The sequence below is a fragment of the Desulfobacter sp. genome, assembly GCF_050177295.1.
This window is the reverse complement of sequence record NZ_JBFXHE010000170.1, coordinates 1-8,982: the sequence shown is the minus strand read 5'-3', so window position 1 is coordinate 8,982 and position 8,982 is coordinate 1. Positions and strand designations below refer to the sequence as shown.

At 49.3% G+C, this 8,982-nt stretch carries 6 protein-coding genes and 2 pseudogenes; 4 read left to right on the top strand and 4 right to left on the bottom strand.

Annotation, left to right across the window (positions count from 1 at the left end; translation table 11 throughout):
• A pseudogene (locus tag AB7U36_RS12785) lies at positions 1-2,612 on the top strand (valine--tRNA ligase); the annotation flags it as partial.
• A 17-nt stretch (positions 2,613-2,629) separates the two neighbouring features.
• Positions 2,630-3,460, top strand: coding sequence for a carboxylating nicotinate-nucleotide diphosphorylase (gene nadC, locus AB7U36_RS12780; RefSeq protein ID WP_428160151.1), 831 nt, complete (start codon positions 2,630-2,632; stop codon positions 3,458-3,460).
• A 132-nt stretch (positions 3,461-3,592) separates the two neighbouring features.
• Here nadC and AB7U36_RS12775 read toward each other — a convergent pair whose 3' ends face one another.
• Both AB7U36_RS12775 and AB7U36_RS12770 read right to left on the bottom strand, forming a co-directional pair.
• The gene (locus AB7U36_RS12775; RefSeq protein ID WP_428160150.1) at positions 3,593-5,161 is read right to left on the bottom strand and encodes an SDR family oxidoreductase; all 1,569 of its coding nucleotides are present in this window, start codon (positions 5,159-5,161) and stop codon (positions 3,593-3,595) included.
• Positions 5,162-5,286: 125 nt separating this feature from the next.
• Positions 5,287-6,609: a (Fe-S)-binding protein gene (locus tag AB7U36_RS12770; RefSeq protein WP_428160149.1), complete on the bottom strand. Its 1,323-nt coding sequence runs from the start codon at positions 6,607-6,609 to the stop codon at positions 5,287-5,289.
• A 421-nt stretch (positions 6,610-7,030) separates the two neighbouring features.
• Between AB7U36_RS12770 and AB7U36_RS12765 the strand changes: the two genes are divergently transcribed.
• Together AB7U36_RS12765 and AB7U36_RS12760 are read left to right on the top strand one after the other, a co-directional pair.
• Complete coding sequence (locus tag AB7U36_RS12765; RefSeq protein WP_428160148.1) at positions 7,031-7,921, top strand: M15 family metallopeptidase; 891 nt, start codon at positions 7,031-7,033, stop codon at positions 7,919-7,921.
• Positions 7,922-7,974: 53 nt separating this feature from the next.
• On the top strand, positions 7,975-8,310 hold the full coding sequence (locus tag AB7U36_RS12760; protein WP_428160147.1) for a phage holin family protein: 336 nt from the start codon (positions 7,975-7,977) through the stop codon (positions 8,308-8,310).
• Between the two features lie 46 nt (positions 8,311-8,356).
• On the opposite strand, the gene AB7U36_RS12755 is transcribed toward AB7U36_RS12760, so the two are convergent.
• A complete protein-coding gene (locus AB7U36_RS12755; protein WP_428160146.1) occupies positions 8,357-8,689 on the bottom strand; it encodes a histidine triad nucleotide-binding protein in 333 nt (110 codons plus the stop codon).
• Between the two features lie 51 nt (positions 8,690-8,740).
• Positions 8,741-8,982 (bottom strand): annotated as a pseudogene (locus AB7U36_RS12750) (RNA polymerase subunit sigma); the annotation flags it as partial.

The window sequence follows — 8,982 nt, the reverse complement described above, 5'->3', positions numbered from 1 at the left end:
TATTCATTCTGGCTTGAAAACGGTTTTTTCAAAGCTGAAGACAAAAGTGACAGCCCCCCTTTTTCAATTGTGATTCCACCGCCAACGTCACTGGTGTGCTTCATATGGGCCATGCGCTGAACAACGTGATTCAGGATGTCATGTGCAGATACAGAAGGCTTTTGGGGCAGAATGTTCTTTGGATGCCGGGAACCGATCACGCCGGAATCGCCACCCAGAATGTGGTGGAGCGCAAACTGGCTGCCGAGGGCAAACACCGTGACCAGGTCGGCCGGGAAGCCTTTATCGAAGAAGTCTGGAAATGGCGGGAAAAATCAGGTGGCGCCATCATCAACCAGCTCAAGCGTCTTGGTGCCTCCTGCGACTGGGACCGGGAACGCTTTACCATGGACGAGGGGCTTTCCGAGGCTGTACGCAAGGTGTTTGTCCGTCTGTATAAGGAAGGCCTGATCTATGAGGACCAGTATATCATTAACTGGTGTCCAAGATGCAGAACCGCACTTGCCGACCTTGAGGTTGAATACGAAGAAAAGGACGGTTATCTCTATTATATTCGTTATCCGTTTAAAGGCGGCCAGAAAAAAGGGCTGACCGTTGCCACCACCCGGCCTGAAACCCTGTTTGGGGATATGGCAGTGGCAGTCAATCCCAAAGACGAAAGATTCAAAAACCTCGGTGAAACAGAAGTTGCGCTGCCCCTGACAGACCGGGTAATTCCCATTATCCGGGATGAATATGTTGATACCCAGTTTGGTACCGGTGCCCTGAAAGTCACCCCGGCCCATGATCCCAATGATTTTCATCTGGGGGAAAAGCACGGCCTGAAAAAATTAAAGGTCATTGATGATGCAGGCGCGATGCTGGAAGGGGCAGGGCGTTTTGCAGGTCTTGACCGGTTTGAATGCCGTAGAAAAGCAGTTGAAGCCCTTGAAAGCTTAGGGTTGCTTGAGAAAAAAGAACCCATAAAACACAGCGTGGGCAATTGTTACCGCTGCCACACCGATGTTGAGCCTTCCATTTCAAAACAATGGTTTGTCAAGGTAGGGCCTTTGGCTGCCAAAGCATCCCAGGCCGTACGGGACGGCAGAACCAGAATTATTCCTGAAAACTGGTCAAAAACCTATTTTGACTGGATGGACAATATCCGGGACTGGTGCATATCCCGTCAGATCTGGTGGGGGCACCGCATCCCTGTATGGAAATGCCCGGATTGCAAGGCTGTTATTGTTGAAGAGACAGATCCTGATGCCTGCACCAAGTGCGGATCCCAAAATATTGTTCAGGAAACCGATGTCCTTGATACCTGGTTTTCTTCGGCACTCTGGCCCTTTTCCACCATGGGCTGGCCTGAAAATACAGATCTTTTGCAAACCTTTTACCCGACCAATGTCCTGGTTACAGGGTTTGATATACTGTTTTTCTGGGTTGCCAGAATGATGATGATGGGTATCCATTTCATGGATGATGAAATTCCGTTCAGGGATGTTTATATCCATGCCCTGGTCAGGGATGAGTACGGCAAGAAAATGTCCAAGTCCAAGGGCAATGTCATTGACCCGCTCAAGGTGATTGATGAATACGGGGCAGATGCGTTCAGGTTTACGCTGGCCGCCTTTGCTGCCCAGGGCAGGGACGTTAAAATGTCCGAATCAAGGGTGGAAGGGTACAAAAATTTTGTCAACAAGCTGTGGAATGCTGCCAGGTTCACCCTGATGCATATTACGGAAAAAGACGAACTGACAGACAATCTTGACCTGACCCTGACGGACCGCTGGATCTTGTCCAGGTGCGCTGAAACCTCCTTTGCCGTTAAACAGGGAATTGAGGAATACCGGTTCAATGAAGCTGCTTCTGCGGTTTACCAGTTTGTGTGGCATGAGTTCTGCGACTGGTATCTTGAAGCGGCCAAACCTGCCCTGTATGAAAAACTTGGGGCAGACCGGCGCGACGCAGCCCGTGGTGTTCTGGCCAAAGTGCTTGCAGATATTGTTATCATGCTGCATCCTTTCATGCCCTTTGTTACCGAAGAAATTTACAACATTCTTCCGGGCACAGGCGGCTCTGTGATGAAGGCAGATTTTCCCTATAGTGACGATGCGTTTAAAAAGTTCAAAAACCCGTCCTGTGAAAAAGAGATGGAATTTATGTTCTCTTTGATCTCAGGTATCCGCAATGTCAGATCCGAGATGAACATCCAGCCCTCCACCAGGGTTAAGGTGCTGGCCACCACGGCAGACAATGCAGAAAAACTGCTGATTGCCGAAAATAAATCGGTCATCATCAATCTTGCCACCCTTGAGAACCTGTCTTTCTGTGACGCAGACAATCCGCCTGAATCCGCTGCCACCACAGTTTCAGGGGCCACCACCTGCTATGTCTGCCTTGACGGTGTAATTGATTTTGATAAGGAAATCAGCCGTCTTGAAAAGGAGCTGGAGAAAAACACCAAAGAGCTGAACAACATCCAGAAACGGCTGAATAACGACAGTTTCCTTGAAAAAGCTCCGGAAGATGTTATTGAGAAGGTCAGGGAACAGCATGAGGAACTCAAGGAGAAGCAGGATAAAATTGCGGTGAACCTGAACCGGGTGAAGAATCTGAAACAGGATTAGCGGAAAAACGTATATCCATGGATATGACAGAACAGATCATCCGGCTGGCGCTATTTGAAGATACCTGTTTCGGGGATGTGACCACGGAAGGTATTTTCCTTTATCCCCAGGAAGAAACCGCCATCATTGTTGCAAAACAGAACTTTATTCTGGCTGGTACTGATGTGGCCAGAAAAGTGTTCCAAATTGTAGATCCGTCAATGGCATGCAAGATCCATTGTAATGATTCAGACACCATTAAAAAAGATGATGTTATCTTTACCATCACTGGAGATATCCGCTCTCTTCTGACCGCCGAACGTGTGGCTTTAAATTTTTTGCAGCGGCTTTCCGGGATTGCAACCCTGACACGAGAATTTGTCACGGCACTGGATAATCCAATGGTCAGGCTGGTGGATACAAGAAAAACCACACCTGGGTGGCGGAAAATTGAAAAAGACGCTGTCAGGGCAGGGGGGGGATTTAATCACAGATTTGCCCTTTATGACGGCATTCTGATCAAGGACAACCATATTACGGCTGCCGGCTCCATTGCAGCGGCCGTTTCCCTTGTCCGGGCCAGGGCTTCCCATCTGATGAAGGTGGAAGTGGAAGTCTCGGATATGGCCCAGGTGCAGCAGGCCATCGATGCCAAAGCTGATGTGATCATGCTGGACAATATGGAGATTGATACCATGACCCAAGCCGTGGCGCTGATCGGAAAGCGGGCTGTGGTGGAAGCGTCGGGTAATGTCAGCCTGCGGACGTTGAACGCCATTGCCGGAACCGGCGTGGATGTTATTTCCTGCGGCGCCCTCACCCATCAGGCTGTATCCGTTGATCTAAGCATGCGAATTCAATGTCATTAACTTAAGCGTTATTGGGAGAAAAGACCTATATTGCCACGACGGCCGGAAGGGGGTTGATCATAAGATGGGTCACTATATGAAATGCATTGTCAGATGGTTGAGCCGGAAAAGAAGAACAGAGCGGTTTAAAAGCTACCAGTCTATGGGAAAATAATCCTTTAAAAATTTTCCGCACCAATGTTTTCCAGTTAAAATGCCATGAAAAAAGGGGTCGCAGATCCGGGCGGCCCCGTCCACAATATCCAAAGGGGGCTGGAAATCGTGGCGTTCCTGTTTTAATACGGCAAGGCGTGCCGGATCCTCATCCGTAACCCAGCCGGTATCCACGGCATTCATGTAGATGCCGTAACCGGCAAGATCCTCGGCAGCCGTGTGCGTGAGCATGTTTAACGCGGCCTTGGCCATATTGGTATGGGGATGGCGGCTGCCCTTTTTAAAGCGCAGAAATTTGCCTTCCATGGCCGAGACATTGACAATGTGTTTTTGACCGGTGAAATCTGCTTTCATCATCTGGGCCAGCCGGTTGCACAGAACAAAGGGGGCCACATTGTTGACCAGCTGGATTTCCAGCATCTCTGCGGTTTCAATTTCTCCCAGTTTCAGCCGCCAGGAATTGGTTTTCCGAAGATCCACCTGCTGGAGATCGGCGTCCAGCGCCTTTTCCGGAAATACCAGGGGCGCATCGATACTATGGTCGTAGGAATAGGGAATCTGGGAGAGCCGGGCCGATTGCCGCAACCCGATGCCAGGCGCTGTGCCGTTCCAGGAGACCGGCAATACACCGTCACCATCCACACCACGGGGCCGGCCTGTTGAAAGCTGGGCCACGCAGTCCCGGTAATGGCCTAAAAGCATTGCCGCCTTTGGGGACAACGATGACATCTCTTTTTGTTCGGTGCCCATCAAATGAGCATAAAATCCGGGTGGACGTCGAACGGTCTGGGCTGCGTTATTGATCAAAATATCAAGGCGCTGGTATGTCTGCCTGACATGATCGCAGAACAGCTCCACGCTGGGGATATGTCGCAGATCCAGTCCGTAAATATGGAGCCTGTGTCCCCATTGGTCAAAATCGGGTTCTTTGGAAAATCTTGAAGCTGAATCCTTGGGAAAGCGTGTGGTGGCAATTACCCGGGCACCGGCTTTGAGCATCATCAATGTGGCCTGGTACCCGATTTTAAGCCTGGATCCTGTGATGACGGCAATCTGTTTGTCAAGGGATGCGGTCTGGAACCGCTTTTGGTAGTTGAGTTGCGCACATTCAGGACACATGCTGTCATAAAAATGGTGAAGCAATGTAAATTTTGCCTTGCACACATAGCAGTTGCGGGGGGAATCAAGGTGCTCTGCGGACCTGATGCTTTCAACTGCGGGCCCTTCAAGCCTGGCAGGCGCCGTGAACACAGATGCTTCCCTGGCTTTTCTGATCCCTGTTTGCGCTCTCTTTTGCCGCTCTTTTGCCACAATGGCAAGGCGCATCTGCCGTTTTTTATCCTTGTTGCGTTTTTTTATTTCAGCCCTGTCCGGCCGGGATATTTTGCCGGCCGCCGTTATCAGGGCGATGCGGTCCGCTTCGGGGATCCTTGCCAAAAGCTCAGACTGGTCTGCCAGAGTTCCCAGCACCCGGATGCAGCGGTCAATGTCTGCAAGTATCTGTTTTTCATCTTCCGGTGCAGTTTGCTCCCGGGAAAGGGTTTCCACGATATTGCCTTCCTTTTATATGCATAAAAAAATGGCAATTATTATAGCGTATTAGCCAATTTGTCAACTTTTTAAAAAGGGCCGGCAGTGGCTGCCGGCCCCATATCTGCTTGAACAGGATCGAATTACATGGCGGTTTCAGGGTGGAAGACGTTGACTTCTTTAAGGTCATCGCCTAAATATTCCCTTTCATTGGGTCCAAGAATGCCCAAAGACAGACAGATCAGGGTCCACAGGTGAACCACTCCGTAGTTGCCGCCATAATGCTCGCTGAGTTCATGGATCTGGGCGTGGCAGTTGTGGCAGCCGGCAATGCAGTAATCTGCGCCGGTGGCCTGGATCTGATCGTCTTTGATTTTCCCGTAACTCAGGCGTTCATCCTTGAATCCGGACTGAAGGAATCCGCCGCCGCCGCCGCAGCAATAGTTGTTGGAACGGTTGGGTTGCATGTCGATGAAGTTTTCTTCACCTACGATGGATTTCACCACAAACCTCAGGTCGTCGGCAATGGGATCGCCATAGCTTTTCCTTACAATCTGACAGGGATCCTGAACCGTAAATTTAATTTTCAGGTCTTTGTTCCAGTCAGAATTCACCTTGAGTTTGCCTTCACGTATCCATTTGGCATAGTATTCATAAATATTTTTTACATCAAAGTTGTGTTCCAGGTTGAATTTTTTCAGTCCGGCCCGGACTGAGAATGTTACGTGCCCTCACTCGGTGTTCAGATACGTCTTAACCCCCAGTTTGTTGGCCTGGTCCGCTGAGGTTTTAGTCACTTGTTTCCAGGACTCGTCATCGGCCAGGAACATGCAGTAGTTTTCTCCGGCCCAGCCTTTGGACCCATAAGTCCAGTTGGCGCCTACAAGATGGAGGATTTTCCACAAAGGCACCATTTCATCGGGTTCTGTGTTGGGTTCCCTGGAGTTCTGATTCAGGAAAAATTCCGCCCCTTCCTTGTCAATGGGGGCTTCCATGTCAGCGAATTCGGGCTGGTTTTCCTGGTATTCTTCCAGAACATCTCCCACAACAAACTCAAAATCTTCTGCGTTGGTGCCCATGGCAGAGGTGGTTTCATTTTTCAATGCCATGTCACATGAACCCAGGATGCCCCTGGGGCGGTCTTCTCTGGGCCGTAATGCCCGGGCGTTGAAAACAAGCTGGGGAATATCAATTTTCATGGGACAGACATAGATGCAGCGCATGCACATGGTGCACATCCAGGGCCAGTCTGATGCGGCAATTTCCTCATCCATGCCCAGGGCAGCCATACGCAGAAATTTTCTGGGGTCCATGTCTGCCAGCCCGGTGGCCGGACACCCTGATGAGCAGGCGCCACATGTCAGGCAGGCATTAAGATTTCCGCCCTCGGGCAGAATTTTTTTAACCTTGTCGATAAAAGTTGAGGCCTTTTTATTCCGGCCCAGTTTGATGACAGTTTCTGCCATGTCGTTTCCTTTCTTAAATACAGTTAAAGGTGAACACTCAGCATGTTAATGGTCGTCGTGGGTTCCCAATGCCTTTAGGGTAGATGTATCTATAACATACTGATCACATTGTATATAATCGTTGCTAAAGAAAAAATCTCACCTACAGGCGAAAAACTATAGCAAATATTAATAGTGAATTCAATTGAATGATCAAAAATTGGTGGTCCAGGTGAAGTCTTTAATCCTGTATTTTAGTTATTCTTAAGCCGCAGCGGAGGAACCCATAAAAAATTCTTTCCATGGCCTGAATGTATGGGTTACAATGCCCGGGTTTTTGAGATTTAAAAAATCCGGACAGGTTTTTTTGCCGCTTTTATATTATTGTTGCCACGGGCTGCGTGCCAAAAGCCGGCCCATAATTATAAACGGATACGCATCAGTGGATCGGAGAACATTTTTAAAACTTGCAGGATCAGCAGCCCTTGCAGGCACATGCCTGCCGTTGGTCAGCGGGCTGGAAACAGCATGGGCACTGGATGTTTCACTTTGCCAGGCAGGTGCTGGGGATCATGGTGTCAAGGACGCCCTTGGGGGAGCCGGGGTATCAGCCAGAGACCCAAAGCTTTTAAAAATCCGTTTTTTTAATCGAGATTTCAAAGATGATGTTTTTCTGCCTGACAACGAAATGCCCCTTCTTTTATCAAGCCTTATGCGTTTTAAGCGTATTCAGAACCTGATCGGCCACGGCAACTTCTGCCTGGCCGGCTTTGATGATGCTTTATCCTGTTCCCGGTCCTATGACGCCATAGGACCGTTTCCCCGCCGGGAACTTGATTTTCTCGAAAAATTATTTCAACGGCCAGCCAGCGATTACGGGTTTATGGGAAAAAAAACAATTCCCCGGCTGACCTGGCAGGTTCCCGAGGGACAAACAGTAAAAATCCGGGGTACGGGCAACTATCTGTACAAGGGCGGATCCGAAGCGTTGTACCAGGATATCCGGAAAAAGGTCGGAACCGAGGCGGTGCTGACCTCAGGTATCCGGGGTGTGTCTAAGCAGTTTCTGCTCTTCCTGGACAAGGCTGCTCAAAGCCGGGGGAATTTGTCCATGGCCTCCAGATCCCTTGCCCCGCCGGGCTATTCCTTTCACGCCACCGGCGATTTTGATATGGGGGAAAAGGGGTTCGGGCCGGATAACTTTACAGAAAAGTTTACCCGGACCCGGGTGTACAGCCAGTTGTCCAGCCTGGGGTATATCCGGTTCAGGTACGGCCCTGGAAATCATCTGGGCGTCAGGTATGAGCCCTGGCATGTTGAGGTTGGGGGCTGAAAGACAATATGGTTTCCAAACAAATTTAATTTATCAAAAAGGAAAAAATGTTAATGTTGATCAACATTCTGATTTTAAGCGTTGCGGTATTTCTGGTGGCCAATTTTTTACCCGGCATCCGGGTTAAACATTTCGGGACGGCCATTATGGTGGCCATTGTCTACAGCCTGATCAATTTTTTCTTTGGCTGGCTGCTGATTATTTTATCCCTTCCTTTTATGATCATTACATTCGGGCTGTTCAAACTGGTGATCAATGCCGTGCTGCTCTGGCTCACCGATAGAATGCTTGATGACTTTCAAATTAAAGATTTTTTTACAACGTTTATCGCTGCCCTGTGCATCACCCTTGTTGATTCCGGGCTCAAATGGGTCATGGCATCCATGTGATGCGTTAAGGAAGCAATGAACAATATCATTACAAAATAAATCCCCTTCACTTTTCCCAGCCGCCAAACAGATGAAGATGCAGGTGGAAAATTTCCTGGCCCCCGCCTTTTTCCACATTAAAGAGCACCTTGTATCCGGATTTGTTTATTCCCTCTTTCAGGGCCATTTTTGCGGCCAGGGTGAAAAGTCCCCCCACAAGTCCGGTATGCCCAGGTTCAATGTCGTTGACGCTGCGGATATGGGTTTTGGGTACGATCAGCAGGTGGACCGGGGCCTTGGGGTGGATATCCCTGAACACCACATAATCATTGTCTTCGTACAGCATGTCGCTGGGAAGTTCATGGGCTGCAATTTTACAAAAAAGACAGTTATCAGGCATGTTTTTCTCCAAATTCTATATGTTAGTCCAAACAGGCATCAATCAAATGCATCAATCAAGTGCATCAATGGCGTCCATGATATTTTCCATGGCCCTTGTGGCATTATCCCGGATGAATATATCCGTTATCCGGTTGGTATATTCCGACGGGTCCGGGTTGATTTCTATAATGGTGGTGCCACAGGCCTTGGCCTGGGAAGGGAGCGCGTTGGCGGGTGCCACCGTGCCTGTGGTGCCGATCAGTATCATGCAGTCCGCTTTCCGGGATGCATTAATGGACTTTGCCGCCGCAT

Coding starts and splice junctions, on each gene's coding strand:
- AB7U36_RS12760 (WP_428160147.1), top strand. CDS start 7,975: ATGTTGATCAACATTCTGATTTTAAGCGTTGCGGTATTTCTGGTGGCC.
- nadC (WP_428160151.1), top strand. CDS start 2,630: ATGGATATGACAGAACAGATCATCCGGCTGGCGCTATTTGAAGATACC.
- AB7U36_RS12755 (WP_428160146.1), bottom strand. CDS start 8,689: ATGCCTGATAACTGTCTTTTTTGTAAAATTGCAGCCCATGAACTTCCC.